The following is a 25910-nucleotide window of genomic DNA, read 5'->3' as shown; positions in this document are numbered from 1 at the left end:
TTAACCGCTCTGAAAGCCACGGCCTGCTTGGCTCTCAGGCGAATTGAAGGGTAGCCGAGTTAACCAGCTCAAATGGTTAGTTAACCTGGCTACAAGCCACGGTCCGTAAGGCTTTCAGCTTAGTTAACCAACCGAGTTAACCAGTTAACTAACTTTGGCGAGGTGCCGCTAATGAATTTGCGCGAGTCTTCGCACCCGTGTTCCTCGGAAATCGCCAGGGTCCCCGGTGTGTTTTTTGGGTGTTCTCTGCCCCTCGTTACAGACAGAAATCGGCTGTAGAGATTCGACCCGATCCGCTCCCGGCCAACGACCGTTCAGATCAGAAGCGGTCTTTCCAACAGATGCCGACGAAACGCCTCAACGGCTTCAGGGGCGCGGATCAGAGGGGGCACCGTATGACTGCTCGGAGAGATGTTGCCCTTACCTGCAGTGAGAGTCATCGGTACGTTTCAGGACCCCTTCGAAATTAACAGCATGTGCTTGCTTAGACGCTATCCTTGGGATGGGATCGAAATCAGCGCAAGGGAAGAGGGATGACATGCGTGTTGCAAGCTTGAAAGTAGAAAATTTTCGAGGGATTAGAACTGCAGAGATTCTTCTTCCTGATCATGCGGTGATCGTCGGCGACAACAATATAGGGAAGTCCACTCTTCTCGAGGCTATCGACCTTGTTCTGGGGCCGGAGCGCTTGTCACGTCGCCCGGTTATTGATGAACACGATTTCTACGCTAGCGAATACATTGGCCCAGAGGGGCAGCCTGTCGCTATTAGTATTGAACTCGTGATCACTGGGTTGAATGCCGACCAGGAAATGCGCTTCAGAGACCATCTTGAATGGTGGGATAACGCGCACTCTGCGGTTCTCGAGGGACCTCCCGCTCAGGGAACAGATGCCGAAGGTGTCCAGTCCTGCCTACGCGTTGGTTTCACCGGTGGATATGACGCCGAGGAAGATGATTTCATCGGCTCAACATACTTCGCGTCGCCTGCAAAGCAAGACGGCACATTTGATGCCTTTCGCAACACCGACAAGCGGGAGTGTGGGTTCCTTTACCTTCGGACCGTGCGGACCGGAAGTCGAGCTTTAAGCCTAGAGCGGGGCTCGTTGCTCGACATCATTCTGAGGCTGCAGCAGGAAAAAAACTTCAAGATTTGGGAGGACTTGCTTGTCGAGCTTCGCGACCTTGAGGTCGCCGAAAAGCCGGAGCTAGGGATCAGTAACATCCTTTCAAGTGTGCAGGCCTCTATCAGGAACTACATGCCGTCAGATGGCGGTGCTGATCCCCACATGCGGGTGTCTGACCTCACGAGAGAGTCCCTCCGTCGAACACTCACAGTGTTCATGGCCACCGGTGCTCAACGTAGCGACGGCAGCGAACATGCCGCCCCGTTTCAACATCAGGGCACCGGAACGATAAACATGATGGTTTTGGCGCTGTTATCACTCATCGCAGAGCTGAAGCAGAACGTCATCTTTGCAATGGAGGAGCCAGAAATTGCGATCCCTCCCCATATCCAAAAACGCATCATCAATGGCGTCCGGGGTAAGTCAGCTCAAGCCCTGTTCACGTCGCACTCTCCGTACGTTCTTGAAGAGTTCAGCCCGCAGCAGATCGTCGTTGTTAGTCGGGAGGAAGGGCATCTGCAGGCACGCGCGGCCGGGATGCCACCTGGCATCAAAGCCAAGCTCTATAGGCAAGATATCCGGCAGCGGGTCTGTGAAGCGTTGCTTGCACGGCGTGTGCTTCTTGCAGAGGGACGCACTGAATACGATGCCTGGCCCGCAGTGGCTCGCATGCTCCACAAGGAAGATCCTGACCGATTCATGCCTCTAGAGGCTTTAGGAATCCCCATCCTAGATGCGGGTAGCGACTCCCAGATTGCTGCGATGGGGGCTTACTACCGTGGCTTAGGGAAAACGGTGTACGCGGTCTTCGATCAACAAGAGCCGGCACAGCGGCAGGCTATTACCGAATCGGTTGACTTCCCTTACGAGGCTCCTGAAACAGGGTTTGAGAATGTCGTTCTCAACGGAACTGATGTGGCTGTTCTTCGCAAGTATGCTGCCGATCTGGTCGCCAGTGAGTCTTGGCCACCAGATCTAAGAGAAAGGGTACCAACAGATCAAACCACCGTTGACGAGCTAAAGACGGTATTGAGCGTGCTGCTGAAACGTTGGAAAGGTGATGGAGCCGCAGCAGCGATACTTTGCACTGCCACCAATCAAGGTCAGTTGCCTTTGTTCATTGTAGACACGTTGGCCAAAATCTGTGCGTCGGTCATTCCTCCAAAGCCAGCTGCCCCAGATCTCCTGGACGATGTTCTTGATTTGATCTAGGAGCGGCAATGTTAGAGCTAGACGACACTCGTAATACGGTTATCGGCTGTCCAAGACATATGCTCGTCCTTGGAGGACCTGGGTCAGGAAAAACCACCGTAGCCCTACTAAAAGCGGAGGTGCTGATCGGCGAGCAGCAATTGAAAACCGGTCAGCGGGTGCTTTTTCTCAGCTTCGCCAGGGCGACTGTCGCAAGGGTAGCCGAGCATGCGGGAAAGCTTTTGCCGGCGTTAGAGCGCGGCAAGCTTGAGGTCAATACCTACCATGGTTTCACCTGGGGGCTACTGCGCAGCCACGGGTATCTGTTGCGCGCAGGTAGCCCGATAACTCTTCTACCCCCGCCAGAGGCGGCATCTCGGTTGTCCAGCCTCCCCGAGGATCAACGAGAGGCCGAAAAACAACGGCTGCTGGCAGAGGATGGGTTGCTTCATTTCGACCTTTTCGCGAGCAACGCAGCCCTGCTGCTTGAGAGCAGTAAAGCGCTGCAGCGCATCTACGGATCAAGCTATCCCCTGATCATCTTGGATGAGTTCCAAGACACAAATGAAGATGAGTGGCGGTTCATACGTGCACTTACGCCGCACAGCCAAGTCATGGCGCTAGCTGATCCTGAGCAACGTATCTATGAGTTTCGTGGAGCGAATGCGGCTCGGATCCAGGAATACCAAGATGCTTTCAATCCAGACACTTTCAACTTTGGATTAGAGAACCACCGAAGCAACGGAACAGACATCGTGCAGTTCGGAAACGATTTAATGAATGGGGTTAATAAGGGCAAGGCTTACAATAATGTCGCGGTACAAACGTATACACCCCGCAAAGGCCAGCTGCACCTGGACTTCAAGAGGGTGGTAATCGGCATCATACGCCGCTTGTTGAAGGGCGGTAGAAATTGGTCCTTGACCATCTTGGTACCGAGCAAAGATTTAATGGCAGAGGTATCCGCTTACCTCTCTAGCGACGCTGATGAGCTACCACGCATTTCCCATGACGTCGCGTTCGACCAAGAAGCTGCTGCCCTGGCCGCGGTGACCATTGCGGCCCTCCTAGAGGGGGGACCACACGCCGAATCGATCACATTGAAACTACTCGGGAATCTCTGTGCCCACGTTCGCGGCCGGCGAGGTGAAAAAAAACCAAGCAAGCCAAACTTAGATCTTGTCGACGCGATAGACGGTGTGGCTGCAGGGCGAGAGCTGAAGAAAATTTCCCATAAAAGGGTGATGGCGGCTGCGCAGGAAATCTCGCAGCAGCGTATGCAGCTAGAACTGTCAGGCGATCCTGCTGCCGACTGGATCGCCGTGCGCAAGCTATTGGATTGCAGCGCCTGCGCTGAAATCAAACAGATCGCAGCTGATAGTCGCTTTGTTCGATTACTTGGTAAAGGAACTCTGCTGCGTGGCCGTCTAGGGGAAGTTTGGAGGAACACGCAGAGCTATACGGGTGCCGAGAGCTTCGTTCGAGATGCACTCCTGCAGGAGCATTTCCAAGCTGCGACAAAGGAGTGGAAAGGCATCCACCTGATGACTATGCATAAGTCGAAAGGCAAGGAGTTCACCGAAGTCCTTCTTTACGAAGGGCTGATGAAAGGCCGATACCTGACTGACAACCCCTCCGCTGAGCGCGAAAGGCAAGCCCGCTTGACTATGAGAGTAGCCGTGACTCGAGCGATGCAGCGAGCAACAATTTTGACTCCAAAAGGGCGGCGAAGAAGCCCTTTGCTCTAAGTGATGTGTCGATTGCCATGACCTGTAATTACTGGTTTAAGTCAGATCTTTTAAAAGATATGTGGGCCTAGTCAGCCACAGTAAGGCATAGCTGGCCATCAGAGCCGAGGAGGCGACGATAAGTAGATAGTGGAGAAAGCGCATTCCTGCCCAGAGACCCCACTGGTGTCGAGGAGGATTACGTTCCCTGGCTTCGTTAGCGTCTTTGAGTGACGGTTTTGGTCGATATCTGTCGGTCATGATGTAGCTTTTGGTCGTCGCTTGAAGCGGTGTTGTGGGCTGTCGTTGGAGTCAGGTGCTCAACGATAGGCGCTTTTAAATCCTCACCTATGGTTGTTTTCTGAAAGCCCTTGCAGCCCTTGTTTTGCTAGGGCTCCAGAGGATTACCAGAATCTCCGGATCTAACACCCGTCTACCTGAGCCGTGACCAAATTGACCCCGTATCTAACGGCCCAAACGGTAAGCGATCAGTCTGGCCATCCCGTTAATGGCTGTTTTCACCATCGAGGGCAGCCCATCGGCAATACACCAACCTAGGCCATTCACCCATCGATATGGCTGGCCTGAGTTGTTGCGATGTATAGGACCGAAAAACCCATAGGGGGCGGGGCTTGCGGGGATCGACAAAACAACAACCAACCACCGAAAAAAGGTCATATATACCGAAGGCGCGGGGCCCGAATTACCCCCTAGGCCCACCCCCTCGGGAGGACCCGTTGAAATTTCTCAGCGTGCCGGCGCTCTCCTATCGGGCCATTGAACACACTATTGCGTGATGGCTCGATGACCAGGCTTGAAACCATTGGCCCTGGCTTGCCAAACAACGGATAGACCGAGCAACGCCAATATCAGTAGTGTTGGGGGGAAAGAGTTCGGCCCTACATGCTCCAGTAACAAGCCACCAGCGATGCCACCTCCGGCTACTGCCAGATTGAAAATGGTGACCAGCATCGATTGTGCAACATCGGCGCCATCACCCGCGGTATCGGCAATGGCCGTCTGTAATAGCGTGGGAGCGCCACCGAACGTCAGCCCCCAGATCGCAATGCTGAGGAGCACGATGCTAGGGGAGCTGCTTGCCATTCCCATCACCAACATCGCCACCGCGAAAACCGCCAGACTTACTAGCGTCAGCACACGCAACCCACGATCCACCCACATTCCTGTGACCCCGATGCCGACGATAGAGGTAATACCGAAAAGCATAAGAACGAGGTCTATCCGCTGGCCAAGCCCCACGGAGACCAAGAACGATGCAATGTAGGTGTACAGGATGTTGTGCGCGAGCATCCAAACGAAGATCACAGCCAATATCGAGCGCAGTCCCGGGGTTAGAAAAATACTTCGGAGCGACTGGCGCTGACGTTCGGTTTGTCCCGGGTAGTCAGGCACACCAAATCGCACCCAAATGAACAGTAATAACGCGAGGGCTGACATAATCCAAAACACGCCACGCCAATCAAACAGAGTCCCCAGCCAAGTGCCGAGGGGCACGCCGAGACACAAGGCCACGGGTTGACCGATACCGACAATCGCCAGGGCTCTCCCTTGGAGACCATGGGGCACCATGCGTCGTGCATAACCGGCCAATAGTCCCCACATCACGCCCGCCGCCATTCCGGCGATAAATCGCGCAACTAAGGTCAACAAATAGTGGGAGGACAACGCTGTCACTGTGTTAAACACCAGCAGCCCGGCAATCGCCAGCAGAAACAACGGCCTCCTATGCCATTTCCGCGTAGCAGCAACGACTGGAATCGCCGCCAGAACCGAGCCCAATGCATAGAGCGTAATTAACTGGCCAGCCATGGCTTGCGAGACGCCTAGATCCTGCCCAATCAGAGGCAGCAGACCGGCTGGCATGGTTTCCGTCATGATGGTGATGAAGCCAGCCATCGTGAATGCCAACAGTTTCCAGAGGGGCAGTCTTTGCACTGAAGACGCTTCATCGAGACTCGGTGCTATCAATCCGTCGTTACCGGGCGCGCTCATCGTTGTATCCCTGAGAAAGAGTTCATTTCCTATTCCTGACCGACCGTCTGAGGTTGTTTTGAATTTTCTGGAATGATCATTCCAGAACTAGGCAAAAAAACCTGACCTCTGCCAGATTTTCACTCGAAGTATTCCAACATCCCGTCTTGCGTTACAAAGTGTCCATCGTGATATCGACCACGTCCAGCAAGCGTTGTCGACGATTCTGGTGAGCACTGCCTTTACTCAATACCCGCATGCCCTGAATCGTGTTCACAATAAAGCGTGCGAGCGCGCGAGGTTTCTTGTGCGCAAGAATTTCCCCCTTTTCCTGACCACGGATGAGTGCGCGCTCTAAAGCTTTCTCCAGACGCAGGAAGTTGAGAGAGACCAACTCGGCAATGGATTCATCTTGGCCAGCCAGCTCAAGTGAGGCATTGGCGGCAAGGCAGCCACGTTGTCCGGTATCGCTGAGCTCATCATTCACAATCCTCATCAGCAGTTGCTGGATCAACTTTTTGACGGAGCCTGACTCCTGAAGCAACGTTATGTTCGAGGAAGTCAGATCGTGATAACGGCGTAATGCATGCTCGTACAAGCCATGCTTGTTCTCAAAGGCGTTGTACAGGCTGCTTCGAGATAATCCTGTGCCGTCGACCAGGTCCTGTATCGAGGTGGCGCAATAGCCGAGCTGCCAAAAAACCTGCATAGCTGCATCGATGACTTCATCCTGCTCAAATTCTTTGGTGCGCATTAGAGCAGCCTTTCTGGAATGATCATTCCTGAAAAATACTGACTTCCTTCCCACTCGTCAAGGATGGACACAACTAAGGATACGAGGGTATGACTGGGAGACTGGACTGGCTATGAGAGGAGATGCATCGAAGCCGTGCCGGGGTGCAGGAAATGCACCCCGTTTTCCGAGGCCCTCGGGATCACACGTTTTGTCGCTTTGAATCCTCTTATAAGATTAATTTCGGTTTTGAGCTCTAGGCCTTACACGGCACTGTCTCCGGCGCATTCGGTCCCTTTCGGGCATCTTGCTCCTATCTTGCTCAGCAATAGTCTTTTTCCATGGATTGCCAGGACGTTGAAACGGTCCCCGTTACCACTTTCAAACCTCGGCTTTGACAAATTGTACTATCGCCTCGCAGGCCCCGCCGTTCGTGATTTGCTGGCGGTTGTGCGAATCTTTAAATCTAACGCCTGTCTACCTGAACCGTGACTGAATTGAACCCGTATCTAACGGAGCCCGGAGATACCTTCGGGTCACCTTGGCGCCACAGGAGGTAAAGCGGTCATATCCAGCGTCCGTTATTGGCCGATTCTGTTGAAAAAATCAGTTCTTCGGGGACTGCCCAATACTGAGTGGTGAAAGCGCCTTTTTTGCGCGCCGCTACGCGAAATCTGACCCCGGAATCCACTGTTCAAAGTAAAGATTTCAATCCCAAGCGCGTACCTTTCTGTTATGGAAACCATGGCCGACGTTTTCAACAGAGTCGGCCGATTGCTGTCTATCGCGACCGGCTGAAAACGACCCACAGCGGACGCTATTCCCAACCTAAAGAAAAAACCGTGATCGCAGGTGTCATCACACTGCAACCTCCGCGTGTAATGCATCCAGCGAGCTAAACAAGCTGTGAAGACGCTTGAGGTATGACACCTTTGAAGCCGTGGTTTCTCGAAAGAAACGCTTCAAAGACATGAAAGGCGCTACTTCACAAGCGGTAGTGGGGTGGTTTTTCCTAGCGTTTAGAGTCATAGGCCTGAGTTGCCTGCAATGCACCCTGCAGACTACTCATCACCATATCATGCAGCAACTTACGGCGTGCTCCAATGCCGGTCTGGGTCTCCCCAACCCAGGCTGGTAGTTGATTGAGCAGGGAAACAATGCCGCTCAGGGTCGCGCGTCGAGTGACGCTAGGCGGTTTACCGGTGAGTTGCTCTATTGTCTCCAGCAGGTGCTCCTCATAGCGTCGGCGCAGGGTCAATATCGAGGCTTGCTGTTCGCAGCTCAAACAATGGAGTTCGTACTCAGCCAGGCGAAAATGCGCGGCCATACGCTCGTGGAGCCGGATGTGTGCTTCAAGTAGGCCGTGCAGTCGTACACTGGGTGCGGATTTGCGACGGATCACCAGGCTGGCACCATCAAGCAACTCCTCGTAAAGCTCCTCGATGAGTTCAAACAACAGTGCCTCTTTGTTATCAATGTGGTTGTAGATGGAGCCGGCCTTGATCCCCAGGTAAGTGGCCAGGTCGCGCATGCTCACTCGGCTGAAACCATGCCTGGCGAACAACTCGACAGCCTTGCGACGCGTGTCCAGGTAGCGTGTGTTGCGCTCTTCGTCGACAGGCACCGCAAAAAGGGATTTGGAGGGCTGCATATTGTTCATCCACCTCATACGCGAAACTGCGCCAATAGGTGATTGAGCTGACCCGCCAGTTCGCCTAATTTCTGGCTGGCCTCGTTGGACTGATCCGCTGCTAGGGCACTCTCGTGGGCCAGCGAGGCTGCGCGGGTGACATTCTGGTTGATGTCCTCGACCACGTGGGACTGCTCCAGGGTGGCACTGGCAATTGAGGCGTTCAGTTCAGTGAGGTTGCGCAGGGCGGTAATGACCTGATGCAGGCTTTCACCGGTTTCGCGGGCCTGTACCACGGTTTGTTGAGCGGCTTGGCTGCTGGCATTGATGACATTGACCGCCGCTTCGGAGTTACCCTGTAGGCGCTCGATCATGCCCTGAATCTGCGCGGTGGACTGCTGGGTGCGTTGCGCCAACAGGCGCACTTCGTCTGCCACCACGGCGAAGCCACGACCCTGCTCGCCAGCGCGCGCTGCTTCGATAGCAGCGTTCAGCGCCAGCAAGTTGGTTTGCTCGGCGATGGCGCGGATCACTTCCAGTACGCTGCCAATCTGAGTGCTTTCCTGGGCCAGGCTCTGGATCACTTCGACAGCCTGGCCGATGGTCTCGGACAACTGGTCGATCTGACGCAGGCTGCTGTCGATATTGTGCTGGCCTTGGCGTGCCTGCTCATCGGCCTGGCGTACTTCGTTGGCGGCGTGCTCGGCATTCTTCGCCACTTCCTGCACGGCGTAGGACACCTCGTGAATGGCGGCGGCCACCAGTTCCATTTGCTGTGACTGCTGCTGGCTGTGACGCTGGCTATCGCTGGCAATCTCACCAAGCGATTGCGAGGCCTTGTTCAGGCTGCCGGCGGTCTGGACGGACTGCCCGATTACAGTGCGTAGTTTGCTGGTAAACCCGTTGAAGTGGTTGCTCAGAGCGGTCAACTCATCGCGCCAGCGACTGTCCAGGTTGTGGGTCAGGTCGGCGTCACCGCTGGCGATGTTCTCCATAGCATCAACCACCTGGGCCAGTGGCGAGGCGATGCTGCGGGCAATCAGCAGGATCAGCGCGCTGAGCAGCAGGGCGATTGTCACCAGAATGACGAAGGCCTGAACCAGCTGGCGGCGGAACTCGACTTGGACGTCGTCGATGTAGATGCCCGAGCCCACGATCCACCCCCAAGGTTTGAACAGTTCGACGTAGGAAACCTTCTCCACCGGCACGTCGGAACCCGGCTTTGGCCAGCGGTAGCGCACCAGACCGGAGCCGTCGCGCATCGCCACGGCAACCATTTCGTCGAACAGTGCCTTGCCATCAGGGTCGCGGGTGCCGGCCATGCGCTTGCCCTCGAGGCTGGCATTGGGGTGCATGACCAGGCGTGTGTCGAGGTCCTCAATCCAGAAGTACTCCCCGCGGTCATAGCGCAGGTCACGCATGACCGCGCTGGCCTGTTGTTGTGCTTGCTCACGATTGAGACCGTGGCCTTCCATGTTCTGGAAATGTCGCAGGATGCCGTTGGCGGTCTCGACCACGTGACGGGTTTTCAGCGCCTTTGCCGCATAGAGGTCGTCATAGTTCCGCTTGAGCATCAGGCCGGCGAGAGTCAGCAGCATCAGGATCGACGTCAGCAGGATCAACCACAGGCGGCGGCTGATGGGAATATTACGCAGGCCAAGCATGGGCAACTCCAGAAGGGGAGCGGAAGAAGGGGCAGCCGGACAGCGGGCGCGTCCGGCCAACGGCTCAGAGCGCGTAGTGGGTTAGCTCGCGGGCGATCAGCAGGCGCTGGACCTCGCTAGTGCCTTCGTAGATCTGGGTGATGCGCGCATCACGGTAATAGCGCTCCACCGGGTAGTCCTCCAGATAGCCGTAGCCGCCATGGATTTGCATGGCGCTGGAGCACACGCGCTCGGCCATTTCAGAAGCGAACAGCTTGGCTTGCGAAGCTTCTGACAGGCACGGTTGCCCGGCACTTTTCAGGCGTGCGGCATGCAGCACCAACAGGCGTGTAGCATTGAGCCGGGTGTGCATATCGGCGAGCAGGTTGGACACGCTCTGGTGGTCGATGATCGGCTTACCGAACTGGATGCGTTCGCGGGCATACCCCAGCGCGGCCTCGAAGGCGGCGCGGGCGATGCCCAGGGCCTGGGCGGCGATGCCGATGCGACCGCCTTCCAGATTGGACAGCGCAATGGCCAGGCCCTTGCCGCGCTCGCCCAGCAAATTGGCCTCGGGTATCGTGCAGTTGTTCAGGGTTACCGCACAGGTATCGGAAGCCTTGATACCCATCTTGTGTTCGCTGCGATCGACCACGAATCCGGGATTGTCGGTCGGCACCAGGAAGGCCGACAGGCCCTTTTTGCCGAGCTCCGGATCGGTGACGGCGAAGACGATGGCCAGCTTGGCGCGCTTGCCATTACTGACAAACTGCTTGGCGCCGTTGAGTACCCACTGGCCATCGCGCAGCTCGGCGCGGGTGCGCAGGTTGTGAGCTTCGGTGCCGGCCTGTGGCTCGGTCAGGCAGAAGCATCCAATGGCCTGGCCGCTGGCCAGAAGTGGCAACCAGCGGTCTTGCTGGGACGGGCTGCCATATTTCAGCAAGGGGCCACAGCCCACTGAATTGTGGATGCTCATCAAGGCGCCGAGCGCACCGTCACCGGCCGAGATTTCCTCCACGGCCAGGGCGTAGGCGACATAGTCGGTGTAACTGCCGCCCCAGGTGTCCGGCACAACCATGCCCAGCAGGCCCAGTTCACCCATCTGCGCCACCACGGCATTATCGATCCAGCCGGCTTTCTCCCAACCCTGGGCGTGGGGGCCGACTTCGCTGCGGGCGAAGTCACGGGCCATGTCGCGGATCATGCGTTGTTCTTCGGTCAATTCGATATCGTGCATTGCGAGTCTCCTGCCGATGAGGCGGTGCGAAGGGGGGTGCCAGAGGCTGGGCGAAAGTCTCTAAAGAAGGCCTGCACCCGCGTAGGTACCAGTTCCGCCAGGGTTGGCGGATTCCAGCGTGGGGTCTTGTCCTTATCGATGATCAGGGCGCGGACGCCCTCCATCAGGTCGCCCTTGTCGAACCACTGGTAATCCAGGTGCAACTCCAATGCAAAACAGTCGGCCAGGCTCAGATATCGACCGCGACGCAACAGCTCCAGTGTCGTGGCCATTGCCAACGGCGAGCGGCTGTCGAGTAGCTCTACCGTCTGTTCGGCCCAGTCGCGTAGCTCGGGACGCTGCTCGCGCTGCAGCGCGTTGCGAATCGCCGGCACATCCGGCAGGGCGAAGTATTCATCGATCACCTGGCGATAAGCCTTGAGTTCCGATCCTGCAATACGCTCGGTGGCCAGGCCAGCGAGCAGGTCTTGCAGGTCTTCGTCGGGCGCACGGGTCCAGTTCAAATGATCCAGGGTGGCATCTAGTTCGGCCAGTCGTTCGCTGGGCAGATAGTAGTCGGCCAGGTTGGCATAGAGCGCATCGGCGGCACGGACCTGGCAGCCTGTGACCCCCAGATAGATACCCAACTCACCCGGAAGACGCGGCAGGAAATAGCTGCCGCCGACATCGGGGAAAAAGCCGATGCCGACTTCCGGCATGCCCATCCGCGTGCGCTCGGTGATCACCCTCAGCGATGCAGCCTGAGCCAGGCCCATCCCGCCGCCGAGGACAAAACCATCCAGCAGCGCCAGCACCGGTTTGGAGTAGCCATGGAGGTACTCGTCAAGGGCGTACTCTTCCTCAAGGAACAGCTCGTGCAAGTTGTCGCCGGCCTTGTGACTGTCGTACAGCATGCGGATGTCGCCGCCGGCGCAGAAGGCTTTTTCCCCGGCTCCGCGAATGGTCACGGCGACAATCTCCGGGTCCTGTTCCCACAGCCACAGGTGTCGGCAAAGCAGTGTCACCATGGGCAGGTCCAGGGTGTTCAACGCGCCGGGTCGATTCAGCGTCAGGTGGCCGATGCGGTTGCGCACACTAGCCAGCACCGGGGCTTGCTGCTCGCTCATGCTTACGCTTCCCCACGGAATAGTTTGATGATGGCGGAGAAGTCCAGACCGCCATTACCTTGAAGGCTGAAGGTCTGGTAGAGCTGCTGGGCGGCAGCACCGAGTACCACTGGCTGACGCGCATGTTTGGCTGCTTCCGTAGCGAGGCCGAGGTCCTTGAGCATCAGGTCGGTACCAAAGCCGCCACTGTAACCACGCGAGGCCGGAGCATTTTCCAGCACGCCCGGGAACGGATTGTTGATCTCCGAGCTCCAGCAGCGACCGGTGGAAGTCCCGATGACACCGGCCAGCACCTTGGCGTCCATGCCTAGGGCCACACCCAGGGCCATAGACTCGGCTACGCCGACCATGGAGATTCCTAGCAGCATGTTGTTGGCGATCTTGGCCACTTGGCCGTTACCTGCTTCGCCGCAGTGCACGATGTTCCGGCCCATAGCCGAGAGGATCGGCAGAGCTTGGTCGTACACACTGACCGGGCCGCCGACCATAAAGGTCAGGGTGCCTGCCGTCGCGCCGCCGGTGCCGCCGGATACCGGTGCGTCGAGCATTGGGTTGCCTTGGGCGAGGGCGAATTTTGCTACTTCGCGCGCACTGATCGGGTCGATGGTCGAACTGTCAATCAACAGCACGCCTTGGCCAATATTGGCCAACAGACCGTCCTTGCCGCGATAGACCTGCTTCACGTGGTCCGCGGTTGGCAGCATGGTGATGATCGCCTCGACCCCCGCTTTGGCCACGGCGGCGGGCGAGTCAGCGGCGCTGGCGCCGGCCTCGACCAGAGCGGCGACCGCCTGCGGGAAAGGATCGAAGACGGTCAGGCTGTGGCCAGCCTTGAGCAGGTTGCGGGCCATTGGGCCGCCCATGTTGCCGAGGCCGAGAAATCCGATATGCATGATGACTACCTTTTGCGAGTGGGGATCAGCGGTGCAGGAAATTCGGCACGCGCTTTTCGACGAAGGCTTGCATGCCTTCCTTTTGGTCGTGGCCGGCAAACAGCGAATGGAAAAGCCGGCGCTCGAAACGTATGCCTTCGCTGAGGCTGATTTCTTCGGCGCGGTTGACGCATTCCTTGATCATCATGGCCGCCGGCAACGACTTGCCGGCAATGCTGCGGGCGACTTCCAGAGTCCGTTCCAGCAACTCCGCGACGGGGAACACACGGGCAACCAGGTTGGCGCGCTCAGCTTCCTCGGCGCCGAGTTGGCGGCCGGTCAGGCACATCTCCATGGCCTTGGACTTGCCAACGGCGCGGCTCAGGCGCTGGGTGCCACCGATCCCGGGAATCACCCCCAGGTTCAGCTCCGGCAGACCGAAGCGGGCGTTATCGGCGGCGTAGATGAAATCGCACATCAGCGCCAACTCGCAGCCGCCACCCAAGGCATAGCCGGCTACTGCGGCAATCATTGGCTTGCGCCGGGCGCCGATGCGGTCGGCGGCGGCGAAGAAGTCGTCCAGGTAGATCTGCGGATAGCCCAGCGCGGCCATCTCTTTGATGTCGGCGCCGGCAGCAAAGGCCTTGGTCGATCCGGTGATGACCATGCAGCCGACTTCGGGGTCGGCCTCCAGGCGGTGCAGAGCCAGGTTCAGCTCGGCGATCAACTGACTGTTCAGCGCGTTGAGCGCCTGCGGCCGGTTGAGCGTAATTAGGCCGACGCGCTGTTGCACATCAACCAGTAATGTCTGGTACTGCATCGTTCAGCTCCTGGCCGGCCGACGCTTGGCGCCGGCCGACAGAGATCATTTAAGGGTGATGGTGGTGTTCACCGAGCCGCCGGTGTCATCCTCGTCGAACCAGCGCTGGGTAACCGTCTTGGTCTGGGTATAGAAGGTCACCACCTGCTTGCCGTAAGGACCCAGATCGCCGAGCTTGGAGGCGCGCGAACCGGAGAAGGAGAACAGCGGAACCGGTACTGGAATCGGCACGTTGATACCCACCTGGCCAACGTCGATTTCTTCCTGGAAGTGACGGGCAGCAGCACCGGAGCGCGTGAACAGGGCTGTGCCGTTGCCATTCGGGTTGGCGTTGATGATCTCGATTGCTTCGCTCAGGCTGGCGGCGTGCATGACGCACAGCACCGGGCCGAAGATTTCTTCGCGGTACACGGACATTTGTGCAGTGACGCCGGAGAAGATAGTTGGGCCGACGAAGTTGCCGTCCTCATAGCCAGGCACGCTTGGGTTACGTCCATCCAGTTCGAGCGTGGCGCCTTCTGCAATGCCGCTGGCGATCAGGCTGTTGACGCGATCCAGAGCCGCGCAGGAGATCACCGGGCCGATGTCGGTGCCTGGTTCGGTGCCACCATTAATTTTGAGGGTCTTGGTTCGCTCGATCAGGTCCGGCAACCAGGCCTGCGCTTCACCGACCAGGATCACCACTGGCAGAGCCATGCAGCGCTGGCCCGCAGCGCCAAAGGAAGCACCCAGCAGGTTGTTCAGGGTCTGCTGTTTGTTGGCATCGGGCAGGACAATGGCGTGGTTCTTCGCGCCCATCATGCACTGTGCACGCTTGCCATTCTGGGTAGCGCGGTTGTAGACGTGTGTGCCGACCTTGGTCGAACCGACGAAGGACACGGCCTTGATGTCCGGGTGGTCGCAGATCAAGTTCACCGCGTCGACGCCACCGTGGATGACGTTGAGCACTCCCTTCGGTACACCGGCCTCCAGCGCCAGTTCCACCAAGCGCATGGTCACCAACGGATCCTGCTCGGACGGCTTGAGGATGAAGGTGTTGCCGGTGGCGATGGCCATCGGGAACATCCACAACGGGATCATCGCCGGGAAGTTGAACGGGGTGATGCCGGCGCACACGCCCAGCGGCTGCATCAGGGTGTAGGTGTCGACGCCATTGGCCACGTTGTTGGCCAATTCGCCCATCTGAAGATTGCCGATGGCGGTCGCGTGCTCAACGACCTCTAGCCCGCGGAACACATCACCTTCTGCGTCCGGCAGGGTTTTGCCCTGTTCGGCGGTGAGCAGTGCTGCCAGTTCTTTGATGTTTTCGCGGATCAGTTGCTGATATTTGAAGAAGATCCGGGAGCGGACGCCAATCGGCGTTTTGCGCCAGGTTTTGAAGGCTTCCTTGGCGCTGGCCACGGCGGCGTTCATTTCTTCGGCGGTGGCGAAGGGGACGCGGGCCAGGACTTCCTGGGTAGCCGGGTTGATCACGTCGCGCCATTGGGTGCTGCGCGATTCGACGAATTCGCCGTTGATGAGAAGCTTGACGCTAGGAATGCTGGAGGAGGTCATTTTCGGGTCCTGTCTACTTTTTTTGAGTCGAGTGAGGCCCCTCGGCCTGATTGGCCGAGCGGTCGCGTTTGAATTCAGAATGGCCGGCTTAACGGCCCGGGTTCAGCCCTTGAGGTGCGGGAAGTCTTCTTCGAAGTATTCCTGCGGGCCTCGAGCGTCGCCCTGACGACGCTGCACTTCCATTTGCCGCAACTCCACCCGGCGAATCTTCCCTGAGATGGTCTTGGGCAGTTCGCTGACGAATTCGATACGTCGCACCCGCTTGTAGGGCGCCAAATGCTCGCGGGCAAAGGCGAGGATGTTGGCGGCGAGTTCGTAGCTGCCCGGTGCGTCATGGGCCAGGATCAGATAGGCCTTGGGCACTGCCAGGCGCACAGGGTCAGGGCTCGGCACCACGGCCACTTCCATCACCGCCGGGTGTTCGATCAGCGCGCTTTCCAGTTCGAAAGGGCTGATGCGGTAGTCGGAAGCCTTGAACACGTCGTCGGCACGGCCGACGAAGGTGATGTAGCCCTCTTCGTCGATCTGTGCGGTATCACCGGTGCGGTAGTAACCGTCGCGCATCACTTCGGCGGTTTTTTCCGGGCTGTCCTCGTAGCACAACATCAGACCGAGTGGTCGCACGTCCAGCGGCAGGGCTACTTCACCCTCATTGCCGGGTATGCCATCGGGGTCAAGCATGGTCACTCGGTAGCCCGGCAGCGGACGGCCCATGGAGCCGGGTTTGAGCAGTTGGCCAGGTGTGTTGCCGACCAGGGCGGTGGTTTCCGACTGGCCGAAGCCGTCGCGCAGTGGCAAGTCCCAGGCATGCAGGATCTGCTCGATGATCTCCGGGTTGAGCGGTTCACCGGCGCCCACCAGTTCACGCAGTTTCAAGCGCTCCTTGTAACTGGCCAGGTCTTCCTGGATCAGCATGCGCCAGACGGTGGGTGGGGCGCACAGGCTGGTGACGCCGTAGCGCTCCAGCGCGCCGAGCAGAGCCGTGGCGCTGAAGCGCGCGACATTGTGGATGAAGATGCAGGCGCCGGCGTTCCACGGTGCGAAGAGGCAGCTCCACGCATGCTTGGCCCAACCCGGTGATGAGATGTTCAAGTGCAGGTCACCCTGCTGCAGGCCGATCCAGTACATGGTCGACAGGTGGCCGACCGGGTAGCTCTGGTGACTGTGCAGCACCATCTTCGGTTTGGAGGTGGTGCCGGAGGTGAAGTACAGCAGCATCGGGTCAGTGGCCAGGGTGAGGCCCTCGACTTCGAACTGCTCGGAATATTCGCTGGCTGCGCTGTGCGAGGTCCAGTCGGCGGGGCCCGGACCGACGCATATGCGGCTGCAGCCTTCACCCAGGCCGACGAACTTGTCGACATGGGCGCCGCCGACCACAAGGTGGCGAACCTGGCCGCGCTCGATGCGGTCGCGCAGGTCATCCGGGGTCAACAAGGCGGTGGCGGGAATGACCACGGCGCCGATTTTGAAGGCGGCCAGCATGGTTTCCCACAGGGCGACATCGTTGCCGAGCATCAGCAGGATGCGTTCGCCACGGCGCACGCCAAGGGCACGCAAGTGGTTGGCCACCTGGTTGGAGCGCGAGGCCAGTTGCTGGAAGCTATAGCGCTGTTCGCTGCCGTCTTCTTCGACTATCCACAAGGCATTGGCTTGGTTGCCTTCGGCCATCGCATCGAAGTAATCCAGTGCCCAGTTGAACTCGTTCAGCTGCGGCCAGCGGAAGTCACGCGCGGCAGTGGCGTAATCGGTACGGTGGGCCAGCAGGAAGTCTCGAGCGGCGAGGAAGGGTTGGCAGTTGCTGTTCATTGAAGTCTCCATCGATCGCTAGGGCGACCGGCGCGGTAACGGGTACGGAATGGTCAGGCGGCGAGGCGGGCTTCGCTGCGGTCAGCAATGCGTACGAGACGCGCGCAGGTACCGGATAACGGGGAGACGGCGGCAAGCATGGATGTCTTCACGGTGTATGCCCTTGTTTGTTTTTGTTGGGTCTGGCCTGGTTCATGACTAGGCGCTTGAGCCCAGTATATGCATGCAAAAATCAATTAAGAATGCTCATAAAAACCGGTGCGTTGTGCAAAAAAATCATAGAGGTTGCGCGTTGGAAGGGGCCACTCGCACCGTCAGACGACGCGAGCGGCCCCCGTCTGGCGGAGGATTTACCAGAGCGGTAGGGTGTAGCTGAGGATCAGGCGGTTTTCATCCAGATCGCTGCCGAAGTTGGTCGAGCGAACTGTCGCGTTGCGCCATTTCACCCCGACATTTTTCAGAGGTCCGCTCTGCACGACATAGCCGATGTCGGTATCCCGTTCCCATTCCTTGCCTTCCGGGCGATTACCGCCCAGATCGATATTGTCGCCGGTGAGGTAACGGGTCATGAACGTCAGGCCTGGAACGCCCAAGGCTGCAAAGTTGTAGTCGTAACGCGCCTGCCAGGACTTTTCGTCCTTGCTGGCGAAGTCGCCGATCTGCACGAAGTTCACCAGGAACGCATCGGTGCCGTTGATGTAGGCGAAGCCGGTGTCGCCGCTCATGCCTTGATAACCCAGGCCGAACGCATGCCCGCCGAGGTTGTAGGTGAACATCGCGCCAATGGCGTTGTTATCGACATTACTGCCACCATCGTCGGTGGAGCGGGCGAAGCGCAGATCTGTCTTGAACGACTGGCCCGTCGTTACCGGCAACACGTAAGTCAGATTCACCAGGTGCTGGCTGTAGAAGTTGTCGAGGTGACCGTAGCTGTAGCCAGTAGCGAGGTTGCTGGTCCATTTGTAGTTCAGGCTGGCGAAATCGAAGCTGTCGCTATCGACATGACGTGTGGTGATGCCCTTGGCGCCGGTTCGGGTGATGCCCATGTCCTCGTAGTCTGAGGAGTCGCGCTGATTGACCTGCGTCAATCGTCCGGCATCCACCGTCAGGCCTTCAAGTTCCAGCGACGTCAACTGACCGCCCTTGAAGGTTTGTGGCAACAGACGTGAATCGTTGGCCAGCACGGTCGGCAGCTTGGGCAACAGCGTGCCGAGTTTCAGCGTGCTTTTTGAGGCGCGCACTTTGGCGGTCAGGCCCAGTTCGCCATACTCGTCCTGAGCGCCCTTGCTCGTGTCGCTGTGACGTTTGAGCAGGCCGGAGCCTGCGCGATCGGGGCTGGAATCAAGCTTGACGCCGAGCAGGCCGATGGCATCGAAACCGACACCGATCAAACCGTCGGTGAAGCCCGATTCATAGCGCAGCAGGAAACCTTGGGCCCATTCGTCTTGTTTGGATTGGGCGGCGTTGGTCTGACGATAATCTCGGTTGAAGTAAAAGTTGCGCAGCTCCAGGCTGGCCTTGCTGTCTGCGAGGAAGTCCGCATGGACTTGGGTGGCCAGGCTGGTGCCCGCCAGGAACAGTGTGAAAAGGGTGGGTTTCATTGCTTGCCTCTTGTTGTTATGAGCAAGCCGATCCCGCACTGACCGGGGCCAGTGGAGGGAAGGCTTGTTGGAGGTGCCCAGCGCGGGGCGGCGCAGGGCGGGAGTAAAAAAGCGCGGTGCTAAGGGGCGAACTCGCGCTCGGGGCGTAGACCCCGCAAAAACTTCAGCGTCAGTGACTGCTGGCCATGGCAGCGCCCAAGCCGGTCTGCGCGCGGACGAACTGATCGGCATATGCCGCGCGCTCACGGTTGGCGCGCTCGCTGCGGTCCAGCTTGGACACCACGACGATGACCAGGAAGGCCAAAGGCATGGAGAACAGCGCCGGCTGGTCGTAAGGGAAAATCGCATGAGCATGGCCCAATACGCCGACCCACACTGATGGCGAGCCGACGACCAGGCCAAGGGCGCTGATCAGCCCTGTCAGACCGCCGTAAAGGGCGCCTCGGGTGGTCAGACCGTCCCAGTACATGGCCATGATCAGCACCGGAAAATTTGCAGAGGCCGCTATGCCGAACGTCAGGCCGACCAGGAACGCGATGTTCTGGCCCTCGAACAGAATGCCGAGGGAAATTGCGACAATGCCCAGACAGACAGTGGCGACGCGCGACACGCGCATTTCCTGCATCTCGTCAGCCATACCCTTCTTCAGCACCGAGGCATAAAGGTCGTGAGAGATGGCCGAGGCGCCGGCCAGGGCCAGCCCGGACACCACGGCAAGGATGGTGGCGAAGGCCACAGCGGAGAGGAATCCGAGAAACAGGTTGCCGCCCACCGCTTTAGCCAGGTGCATGGCCACCATGTTGCCGCCGCCGACCATGGCGCCGCCGAGCTTGCCGTCGACAAAGTACTGCGGATCTGTGCCGACGATGACGATGGCGCAGTAGCCCAGGATGCAAACCACCAGGAAGAAGAACCCGATAAATACCGTGGCGAACAGCACCGATTTGCGCGCCTCCTTGGCATTGGGCACGGTGAAGAAACGCATGAGGATGTGTGGCAAGCCGGCGATGCCGAAGACCAGTCCGAGGGACAGGGATACCGCGTTGATCGGGTCGGCCAACAAGGTGCCCGGGCCCATGATCTGCACGCCACTGGCGTGCACCGCCACCGCTTGGGCAGCCAGCGTCTCGAAACTGAAGCCGAAGCGACTCAGGGCCATCAGCATCAGGGTTGTGCCGCCGCCCAGCAGCAGAACCGCCTTGGTGATCTGCACCCATGTGGTGGCGAGCATGCCGCCGAAGATCACGTAGACCAGCATCAGCAAACCGACCACCACCACCGCCGTGCGATAGTCGAGGCCGAACAGCAGCTTGATCAACTGGCCGGCTCCGACCATCTGCACCACCAGGTAGCAACACACCACCGTCAGTGAGCCGAGGGCGGCGAAGCTGCGCACGCGGGTTTGATCCAGGCGCAAGGAGACGATGTCGGCGAAGGTGTAGCGGCCCAGGTTGCGCAGGCGCTCAGCCATCAGGAAGGTGACGATGGGCCAGCCGACGAAGAAGCCGATGATGTAGATGAAGCCGTCATAACCCTTGTTGAACACCAGGCTCGAAAGGCCGAGCAATGTGGCCGCCGACATATAGTCACCGGCGATTGCTAGGCCATTCTGAAAACCCGTTATACCGCCACCGGCGCTGTAAAAATCGGCAGCGGAGCGTGTACGGCGGGACGCCCACCAAGTGATCAGCAGTGTGGCTAGGACGAAGACGAAGAACATGCCAATGGCATGCACGTTGAGCGGTTGCTTCTCTGCAGTGATGGTGTCGGCATTGGCCAACAGAGGGCAAAGGGTGAGAAGGGCGGGCAGGCGTTTCATGCGCGGGTCTCCTGGAGGATTTGCGCGCTGAGCACGTCGAAGCGGGTATTGGCGGTGTGTACGTACCAAGCGGTGAGCAACCAGGACAGCAGGATAATTGTCGCGCCGATCGGCATGCCGAGGCTCAGATGACTGCCGTCATACAGCGGTAGGTGCAGCCAGGCAGGGGCGAAGGCCACCACCGTAATGAAGCTGTAGTAGACGGCCAGGACCGCGCCGCTCAGTGACCAGGCCAGCAGTGCGCGCTGACTAGCGAGGCGCTGGAACTTGGGATTGGCCCTGACCTGGTCGCAAGTCAGGGCGTGGTTCGGATGGTCAGTCGTCATGGTGAGGCTCCGCTTTTAATTGTTTTTGTTTGCCGGCCTTTTTAGGGGCGTACGGGTACCCGAGCGACGTTCCGAAGCGGAGCGTCACCTGAATGCTGCTGGAGTCGTTGCTGCCCTGGCTATCTTCCTAAGGCAAGGGGATGGTGCAATGGCATCAGTTGGGTGCCGACAGAGTGCCCGCCGGATGAGTCCTCGGCGGGTGCGAATACGACGGTGATTGCGCTGACGCACAACTGCCTATTTTCGGCTTGAAAGCAGCCTTTTTAGCCTGCATTTATGCCGTCAGCCCCGATTGAAATTGGGGCGTTTCCGGTTGAGAAACGATGCTGGTCAAACCAGGCTGGATGCGAGTATATGTTGGCTAATTTCCAATATGTATGGGCGGAAAAGCCTGATGAATATGCAAAAACGCACAACGCAAAGTCACGTGAATTGGGACGATATGCGTTTCTTTCTCGAGGTCGCCCGTGCCCGCACCGCCAGCGGTGCCGCCCGCCGTTTGGGGGTGGACTACACCACGGTGTCGCGGCGCATCCGCGCCCTTGAGCAATGCCTGGGCGCCCTGTTATTCGAGAAATCGCGGACGTCGGGCTTCGTCTTGACGGTCGAGGGGCACCACCTGATCAGCCACGCCGAAACGCTGGAAAGTACGCTGCTGGCAGCCTGCGAGCAGGTTTCAGGAACCACCGGGGGGCTCGCCGGGCACCTGCGCATCGGCTGTACCGAAGCCTTCGGTTCCTGCTTTGTCACCACGCAGATGAGTCATTTCATCATTCACTATCCGCACATCTCAGTGGACATTTTACCGGTCCCGCACTTCGTCAACCTGTCACGGCGCGAGGCGGACATTGCGATCACCCTGGAGCGTCCTGAGCGCGGTCCATACGTGTGCTCGCGTCTGTGCGACTATCGCTTGCGTCTGTATGCGACACCGGAGTACCTGGCCAATCATGCGCCGATTGCCAATCGTGAGGACTTGTCCGGCCATCCGTTCGTGACCTATGTCGAGGATCTGGCCTTCAGCTTCAAGCTGCTTTACCTGAACGACCTGCTGCCCGGCGCGCACAGCCGACTGCGCAGCACCAGCGTTGTCTCCCAGTACCATGCGGCGCTGGAAGGGCGAGCGCTGGCCATCCTGCCTTGCTTCCTCGCCGGTCCCGACCCGCGCCTATGTGAAGTGCTGCCGGATCAGGTGGAGGTCACCCGCCAGTTCTGGATGTACTACAGCGAGGACCTGCGCAAGCTGAAGCGGATCACCTTGGTAGCCGACTATCTGCGCGCTTGCGCGGAGCTCAATCAACCGCTGCTGATGGGCGAGTCGCATGCGATGGTTTACCTGCCTTCACCCTGAGTTGTAGTACGGGTCAGCGGCCAATCAGCACGCACCCAGCGACGCGTCGCAGTCGCCAGCGAGGACTCATTAGACTGACTAAGGTGAGTCTGGATTCATGCATTCAGCGGACCTTGGCGATCAACCGCGAATTACGCGTATTACGAAAGGCCAGTTGGTCGATGGTCTGGGTTGCGTGTTCGGCTTCTTCGCGAGCCTTGAGGATCACGCCGTGTTGTGGCGACTTGCTGCACACCGGGTCGGCGTTGCTGGCATCACCGGTGAGCATGAACGCCTGGCAGCGGCAGCCGCCGAAGTCTTTTTTTTTCTCGTCGCAGGAGCGGCACGGTTCGGGCATCCAGTCGTAACCACGAAAGCGATTGAAGCCGAACGAGTCGTACCAGATGTGCTGCATGCTGTGCTCGCGCACGTTGGGAAACTGCACCGGCATCTGTCGGGCACCGTGACAGGGCAGGGCGGTTCCGTCTGGCGTGACCGTCAGAAAAATACTGCCCCAGCCGTTCATGCAGGCTTTCGGGCGTTCTTCGTAGTAGTCCGGCGTGACGAAAATCAGCTTGCATGGATGCCCTTCGGCCTCCAGTTTGGCGCGGTATTCATTGGTGATGCGTTCGGCGCGCACCAATTGTTCTTTGGTCGGCAATAACCCAACGCGATTGAGCTGAGCCCAGCCGTAGAACTGGCAAGTGGCGAGCTCGACGAAATCCGCTTCCAGTGCGATGCACAGCTCGATGATGCGGTCGATCTGGTCGATGTTGTGCCGATGGGTCACGAAGTTCAGCACCATCGGATAACCGTGGGCCTTCACCGCCCGGGCCATTTCCAGTTTCTGCGCAAAGGCCTTTTTCGAACCGGCCAGCAGGTTGTTCACCTGCTCGTCGCTGGCCTGGAAACTGATCTGGATGTGATCGAGGCCGGCCTTCTTGAAGTCGCTGATTTTCTGCTCGGTCAGGCCAATGCCGGAGGTGATCAGGTTGGTGTAGAAGCCCAGTTTGCGGGCTTCGGCAATCAACTCGGCGAGGTCCTGACGCACCAGCGGTTCACCACCGGAAAAGCCCAGTTGCGCCGCGCCCATTTCCCGCGCTTCGCGGAACACCTTGATCCACTGTTCGGTGCTCAGCTCTTTGCCTTGCTCGGCGAAATCCAGCGGATTGGAGCAGTACGGGCATTGCAACGGGCAGCGATAGGTCAGCTCGGCGAGCAGCCACAGTGGCAGGCCGACTTCCGGTTTGGGCGGTACTTGCACTGATGAATCAGGCAAGTTCGATCCAGTGCTGCGCACGGGCAACCTCCATGAATTGCTCAATGTCGTCACCGAGCTCGGGCACGCCGGGGAACTGTTGGTCGAGTTCGGCGATGATCGCCGCGACATCCCGTTCACCGTCAATCAAGCCACCGATCAGTGCGGCACTTTCGTTGAGTTTGATCATGCCTTCCGGGTACAGCAGCACGTGGCCTTTCTGCGCCGGTTCGTACTGGAAGCGGTAGCCGGGACGCCAGGTCGGGGTCTTGCTGCGATCGAAACTCATAAGGTGATTCCTTTGTGCCAGACTCGCTCCCCGGTCACGCTGTGATACGGCGGGCGATTCAGTTCGTAGGCCATGCTCATGGCATCGAGCATGCTCCAAAGAATGTCCAGTTTGAACTGGAGAATTTCCAGCATGCGCTCCTGGCCTTCCCGGGTCTTGTAGTGCTCAAGCGTGATCGCCAGACCATGCTCGACATCACGCCGTGCCTGGCGCAGGCGCGTGCGGAAATACTCGTATCCGGCCGGGTCGATCCACGGGTAATGCCGGGGCCAACTGTCCAGGCGCGATTGGTGGATTTGCGGGGCGAACAGCTCGGTCAGGGAGCTGCTGGCGGCCTCCTGCCAACTGGCGCGGCGGGCGAAGTTGACGTAGGCGTCCACGGCGAAGCGCACGCCGGGCAGCACCAGTTCCTGGGAGCGCAGCTGGTCCGGGTCGAGGCCTACGGCCTGGCCCAGACGCAGCCAGGCTTCGATGCCGCCGTCTTCACCGGGCGCGCCGTCGTGGTCCAGCAGGCGTTGAATCCACTCGCGGCGGATCTCGCGGTCAGGGCAGTTGGCGAGGATCGCGGCGTCCTTCAGCGGAATGTTCACCTGATAGTAAAAGCGGTTGGCGACCCAGCCCTGAATCTGTTCGCGGGTGGCGCGGCCTTCGTACATCGCCACGTGGTAGGGGTGATGGATGTGGTAGTAGGCGCCCTTGGCGCGCAGGGCCGCTTCGAATTCGGCGGGGGACATCGGGGTGTCGGTCATTGCGGTTCTCCGGTGCACAACCGTTGAAATCTTTGGTGTCTGGTCGGACGCCTTCGCGGGCAAGCCCGCTCCCACATTGGATTTGTGGCGTACACAATCCCTGTGGGAGCGGGCTTGCCCGCGAAGGGGCCCTCCGCTACAGCACAATACTCATGCCGTCATACGCCACTTCAACCTGGCGCCGATCCAGCTCCGCCCGTTCCGGCGAATCTTCATCGAGAATCGGGTTGGTGTTGTTGATGTGGATAAGCACCTTGCGCTGCGTGGGCAGTTGTTCCAGCACTTCGAGCATGCCGCCGGGGCCGTTTTGTGCCAGGTGGCCCATCTCGTGCCCGGTGCGGGTGCCGACGCCACGACGCTGCATTTCATCGTCGTCCCACAACGTGCCATCCACCAACAGGCAATCGCTACCGGCCATGATTTCCAGGAGCGGTGCATCAATCTTGCCCAACCCCGGTGCGTAGAACAGTTTGCCGCCAGTGTTGAGGTCTTCGACGATCAGGCCGATGTTGTCGCCCGGATGCGGGTCGAAGCGGTGCGGCGAGTACGGCGGCGCGGCACTGCGCAAAGGCAGCGGGGTGAAGCGCAGGTTCGGGCAGGCGGGGATGGTGAAGCCTTTATCGAGCTCGATCCGGTTCCAGTTCAGCCCGCCGTTCCAGTGGGTCAGCATGTTGAACAGCGGAAAGCCGCTGCTCAGGTCTTCGTGGACCATGTCGGTGCACCAGACCTGATGCGGGCAACCCTCGCGCAGCATGAGCAGGCCGGTGGTGTGATCGATCTGGCTGTCCATCAGGATGATCGCGCCGATCCCGGTATCGCGCAGGGCGCGGCCAGGCTGCATCGGGGCGAAGCTCTGGAGTTGGGCGCGAATGTCCGGGGAGGTGTTGCACAGCACCCAGTTCAAGCCGTCATCGGAAATCGCGATGGACGATTGCGTCCGCGCCTTGGCCCGCAGGCTGCCGTTGCGAAAGCCTGCGCAGTTCACGCAGTTGCAGTTCCACTGGGGGAAACCGCCGCCGGCGGCGGAGCCCAGAATCTGGATATTCATTATTTGTTCCGACAAACAATCGCGTCAGGGTGCGATTGCGCAAAAAGTGCCCC

General features: G+C 59.0%; 20 protein-coding genes. 3 read left to right on the top strand and 17 right to left on the bottom strand.

What is annotated here, in order from left to right; genetic code table 11:
• The first annotated feature begins 538 nt into the window (after positions 1-538).
• Together ABIA48_RS11315 and ABIA48_RS11310 are read left to right on the top strand one after the other, a co-directional pair.
• Complete coding sequence (locus ABIA48_RS11315) at positions 539-2338, top strand: ATP-dependent nuclease (RefSeq protein WP_429488669.1); 1800 nt, start codon at positions 539-541, stop codon at positions 2336-2338.
• An 8-nt stretch (positions 2339-2346) separates the two neighbouring features.
• Complete coding sequence (locus tag ABIA48_RS11310) at positions 2347-4065, top strand: UvrD-helicase domain-containing protein (protein WP_429488668.1); 1719 nt, start codon at positions 2347-2349, stop codon at positions 4063-4065.
• 765 nt (positions 4066-4830) lie between these two features.
• Here ABIA48_RS11310 and ABIA48_RS11305 read toward each other — a convergent pair.
• The 13 genes from ABIA48_RS11305 to ABIA48_RS11245 form a co-directional block, all read right to left on the bottom strand.
• A complete protein-coding gene (locus tag ABIA48_RS11305) occupies positions 4831-6057 on the bottom strand; it encodes an MFS transporter (protein ID WP_429488666.1) in 1227 nt (408 codons plus the stop codon).
• A gap of 151 nt (positions 6058-6208) precedes the next feature.
• Positions 6209-6790, bottom strand: a complete 582-nt coding sequence (locus ABIA48_RS11300) for a TetR/AcrR family transcriptional regulator (protein ID WP_429488664.1) — start codon at positions 6788-6790, stop codon at positions 6209-6211.
• A 991-nt stretch (positions 6791-7781) separates the two neighbouring features.
• Entirely contained in the window at positions 7782-8438 is a 657-nt protein-coding gene (locus tag ABIA48_RS11295; protein ID WP_429488662.1) for a TetR/AcrR family transcriptional regulator, read from the bottom strand.
• Positions 8435-10063: a methyl-accepting chemotaxis protein gene (locus ABIA48_RS11290; protein WP_429488661.1), complete on the bottom strand. Its 1629-nt coding sequence runs from the start codon at positions 10061-10063 to the stop codon at positions 8435-8437. The genes ABIA48_RS11295 and ABIA48_RS11290 overlap by 4 nt, the downstream gene beginning before the upstream one ends.
• A 64-nt stretch (positions 10064-10127) precedes the next feature.
• Entirely contained in the window at positions 10128-11279 is a 1152-nt protein-coding gene (locus ABIA48_RS11285; RefSeq protein ID WP_429488659.1) for an acyl-CoA dehydrogenase family protein, read from the bottom strand.
• A complete protein-coding gene (locus ABIA48_RS11280) occupies positions 11261-12385 on the bottom strand; it encodes an enoyl-CoA hydratase/isomerase family protein (RefSeq protein WP_429488657.1) in 1125 nt (374 codons plus the stop codon). The genes ABIA48_RS11285 and ABIA48_RS11280 overlap by 19 nt, the downstream gene beginning before the upstream one ends.
• A 2-nt stretch (positions 12386-12387) precedes the next feature.
• On the bottom strand, positions 12388-13278 hold the full coding sequence (gene mmsB, locus ABIA48_RS11275) for a 3-hydroxyisobutyrate dehydrogenase (RefSeq protein WP_429488655.1): 891 nt from the start codon (positions 13276-13278) through the stop codon (positions 12388-12390).
• A 25-nt stretch (positions 13279-13303) separates the two neighbouring features.
• The gene (locus ABIA48_RS11270; RefSeq protein WP_429488653.1) at positions 13304-14077 is read right to left on the bottom strand and encodes an enoyl-CoA hydratase; all 774 of its coding nucleotides are present in this window, start codon (positions 14075-14077) and stop codon (positions 13304-13306) included.
• Between the two features lie 45 nt (positions 14078-14122).
• Positions 14123-15631 carry a CoA-acylating methylmalonate-semialdehyde dehydrogenase gene (locus ABIA48_RS11265; RefSeq protein ID WP_429488651.1) on the bottom strand — a complete coding sequence of 503 codons (1509 nt, stop codon included), beginning with the start codon at positions 15629-15631 and terminating at the stop codon, positions 14123-14125.
• A gap of 102 nt (positions 15632-15733) precedes the next feature.
• Positions 15734-17437, bottom strand: a complete 1704-nt coding sequence (locus ABIA48_RS11260; RefSeq protein WP_429488650.1) for an AMP-binding protein — start codon at positions 17435-17437, stop codon at positions 15734-15736.
• A gap of 350 nt (positions 17438-17787) precedes the next feature.
• Positions 17788-19038, bottom strand: a complete 1251-nt coding sequence (locus tag ABIA48_RS11255) for an OprD family porin (protein ID WP_429488648.1) — start codon at positions 19036-19038, stop codon at positions 17788-17790.
• A gap of 169 nt (positions 19039-19207) precedes the next feature.
• Positions 19208-20857, bottom strand: a complete 1650-nt coding sequence (locus ABIA48_RS11250; RefSeq protein ID WP_429488646.1) for a cation acetate symporter — start codon at positions 20855-20857, stop codon at positions 19208-19210.
• Complete coding sequence (locus ABIA48_RS11245) at positions 20854-21183, bottom strand: DUF485 domain-containing protein (RefSeq protein ID WP_429488644.1); 330 nt, start codon at positions 21181-21183, stop codon at positions 20854-20856. The genes ABIA48_RS11250 and ABIA48_RS11245 overlap by 4 nt, the downstream gene beginning before the upstream one ends.
• A gap of 400 nt (positions 21184-21583) precedes the next feature.
• Between ABIA48_RS11245 and ABIA48_RS11240 the strand changes: the two genes are divergently transcribed.
• Positions 21584-22534: a LysR family transcriptional regulator gene (locus tag ABIA48_RS11240; RefSeq protein ID WP_429492845.1), complete on the top strand. Its 951-nt coding sequence runs from the start codon at positions 21584-21586 to the stop codon at positions 22532-22534.
• A 103-nt stretch (positions 22535-22637) separates the two neighbouring features.
• Here the strand turns inward: ABIA48_RS11240 and pqqE are convergent, their stop codons facing one another.
• From pqqE to pqqB, 4 genes are all read right to left on the bottom strand, one after another.
• Positions 22638-23813, bottom strand: coding sequence for a pyrroloquinoline quinone biosynthesis protein PqqE (gene pqqE / locus ABIA48_RS11235; protein WP_429488642.1), 1176 nt, complete (start codon positions 23811-23813; stop codon positions 22638-22640).
• Positions 23785-24060: a pyrroloquinoline quinone biosynthesis peptide chaperone PqqD gene (pqqD, locus tag ABIA48_RS11230; protein ID WP_008051583.1), complete on the bottom strand. Its 276-nt coding sequence runs from the start codon at positions 24058-24060 to the stop codon at positions 23785-23787. The genes pqqE and pqqD overlap by 29 nt, the downstream gene beginning before the upstream one ends.
• Positions 24057-24809: a pyrroloquinoline-quinone synthase PqqC gene (pqqC, locus tag ABIA48_RS11225; protein WP_429488640.1), complete on the bottom strand. Its 753-nt coding sequence runs from the start codon at positions 24807-24809 to the stop codon at positions 24057-24059. Before pqqC ends, pqqD begins: the two co-directional genes overlap by 4 nt.
• 136 nt (positions 24810-24945) lie before the next feature.
• A complete protein-coding gene (pqqB, locus tag ABIA48_RS11220; protein WP_429488638.1) occupies positions 24946-25857 on the bottom strand; it encodes a pyrroloquinoline quinone biosynthesis protein PqqB in 912 nt (303 codons plus the stop codon).
• Between the last annotated feature and the right edge of the window lie 53 nt (positions 25858-25910).

The sequence above is a fragment of the Pseudomonas sp. S30_BP2TU TE3576 genome, assembly GCF_050436025.1.
Lineage (GTDB): Bacteria > Pseudomonadota > Gammaproteobacteria > Pseudomonadales > Pseudomonadaceae > Aquipseudomonas.
Note: the sequence above shows the minus strand (reverse complement) of the source record. Positions and strands in the feature narration are given on the sequence as shown.

What these genes read in the sequence shown, in the direction of transcription:
- ABIA48_RS11260 (WP_429488650.1), bottom strand. Translation starts at nt 17,437, where the DNA reads ATGAACAGCAACTGCCAACCCTTCCTCGCCGCTCGAGACTTCCTGCTG.
- pqqD (WP_008051583.1), bottom strand. Translation starts at nt 24,060, where the DNA reads ATGAGTTTCGATCGCAGCAAGACCCCGACCTGGCGTCCCGGCTACCGC.
- pqqC (WP_429488640.1), bottom strand. Translation starts at nt 24,809, where the DNA reads ATGACCGACACCCCGATGTCCCCCGCCGAATTCGAAGCGGCCCTGCGC.
- mmsB (WP_429488655.1), bottom strand. Translation starts at nt 13,278, where the DNA reads ATGCATATCGGATTTCTCGGCCTCGGCAACATGGGCGGCCCAATGGCC.
- ABIA48_RS11265 (WP_429488651.1), bottom strand. Translation starts at nt 15,631, where the DNA reads ATGACCTCCTCCAGCATTCCTAGCGTCAAGCTTCTCATCAACGGCGAA.
- ABIA48_RS11300 (WP_429488664.1), bottom strand. Translation starts at nt 6,790, where the DNA reads ATGCGCACCAAAGAATTTGAGCAGGATGAAGTCATCGATGCAGCTATG.
- ABIA48_RS11285 (WP_429488659.1), bottom strand. Translation starts at nt 11,279, where the DNA reads ATGCACGATATCGAATTGACCGAAGAACAACGCATGATCCGCGACATG.
- ABIA48_RS11270 (WP_429488653.1), bottom strand. Translation starts at nt 14,077, where the DNA reads ATGCAGTACCAGACATTACTGGTTGATGTGCAACAGCGCGTCGGCCTA.
- ABIA48_RS11315 (WP_429488669.1), top strand. Translation starts at nt 539, where the DNA reads ATGCGTGTTGCAAGCTTGAAAGTAGAAAATTTTCGAGGGATTAGAACT.
- ABIA48_RS11280 (WP_429488657.1), bottom strand. Translation starts at nt 12,385, where the DNA reads ATGAGCGAGCAGCAAGCCCCGGTGCTGGCTAGTGTGCGCAACCGCATC.
- ABIA48_RS11295 (WP_429488662.1), bottom strand. Translation starts at nt 8,438, where the DNA reads ATGAGGTGGATGAACAATATGCAGCCCTCCAAATCCCTTTTTGCGGTG.
- ABIA48_RS11240 (WP_429492845.1), top strand. Translation starts at nt 21,584, where the DNA reads ATGCAAAAACGCACAACGCAAAGTCACGTGAATTGGGACGATATGCGT.
- ABIA48_RS11310 (WP_429488668.1), top strand. Translation starts at nt 2,347, where the DNA reads ATGTTAGAGCTAGACGACACTCGTAATACGGTTATCGGCTGTCCAAGA.
- pqqB (WP_429488638.1), bottom strand. Translation starts at nt 25,857, where the DNA reads ATGAATATCCAGATTCTGGGCTCCGCCGCCGGCGGCGGTTTCCCCCAG.
- ABIA48_RS11290 (WP_429488661.1), bottom strand. Translation starts at nt 10,063, where the DNA reads ATGCTTGGCCTGCGTAATATTCCCATCAGCCGCCGCCTGTGGTTGATC.
- ABIA48_RS11250 (WP_429488646.1), bottom strand. Translation starts at nt 20,857, where the DNA reads ATGAAACGCCTGCCCGCCCTTCTCACCCTTTGCCCTCTGTTGGCCAAT.
- ABIA48_RS11255 (WP_429488648.1), bottom strand. Translation starts at nt 19,038, where the DNA reads ATGAAACCCACCCTTTTCACACTGTTCCTGGCGGGCACCAGCCTGGCC.
- ABIA48_RS11305 (WP_429488666.1), bottom strand. Translation starts at nt 6,057, where the DNA reads ATGAGCGCGCCCGGTAACGACGGATTGATAGCACCGAGTCTCGATGAA.
- ABIA48_RS11245 (WP_429488644.1), bottom strand. Translation starts at nt 21,183, where the DNA reads ATGACGACTGACCATCCGAACCACGCCCTGACTTGCGACCAGGTCAGG.